The sequence below is a fragment of the Alcanivorax sp. HI0044 genome (assembly GCF_001634945.1).
The window spans coordinates 1-761 of the sequence record NZ_LWEZ01000822.1; the positions used below are offsets into that span (position 1 = coordinate 1).

General features: G+C 51.5%; 2 pseudogenes. Both read right to left on the reverse strand.

Annotation, left to right across the window (positions count from 1 at the left end):
- Positions 1 to 376, reverse strand: a pseudogene (locus tag A3730_RS09770) (long-chain fatty acid ABC transporter); the annotation flags it as partial.
- 30 nt (positions 377 to 406) lie between these two features.
- Positions 407 to 761 (reverse strand): annotated as a pseudogene (locus A3730_RS31430) (transporter); the annotation flags it as partial.

Consider the following 761-nt stretch of genomic DNA (forward strand, 5'->3'; position numbering starts at 1 on the left):
CTTCCACCGTACTGGTTGCAGATTTGAACTCGCGACAGTAATCCACGCCATCATCGGGAGCATCGCTACAGACGATGGGGTCGTCCGAAAACCCAAAAACGTTATATCCTGGCGGCGCTGAAAACTCTGACTCCAGCTGAAAATCCGCACCCACGAACTGCAACTCCACACGGCGACCATCCAGCTTCGCCAAGCCAGCCGGATTGAAGTGAATGGCCATAATCCCGGGAGGATCAGCGGTAACCGCATGCCCCATACTCATTGCTCTCACATCAAGAGCGATGTTGTTAGCAAGCTGGGCATGAGTCAGCCCCACCGCCAAACTGGCAATCAGGCCAAGCAGTTTCACGCCAAGCTGCTTATTGTTCTTTTTCATGGCATACCCCTTCCGACTGCTTGTAACGGCTTAAGCACCTGGCTTCAGGCCTGAGAAATCGATCGGCATAGAAATGCCAAGCAGCACATCTGGGGAGTCTTCGGTTAAACCAAAGCCAAAACTCAAGTTCACAATGCGGTTGCTGGAAGTACGCAAGCCCAGTGACGTATTCACGACACTGGATGTGGAATCTTCTGACTGAGCGGAATAACTTTCGAAAATAAAATTGGTATCGAAATTATACGATTGCTGATAACTCGCGCTCAGGGACACCTCATATGAAAGCGCATACGCAAAGCCCATGGAGAAATTCAGGCTATCGCCCGGCTGCACTTCGCGCAGAATCTGGTTTCCTCGCAGCTGATTCAACCCGGTGGCGTCAAAC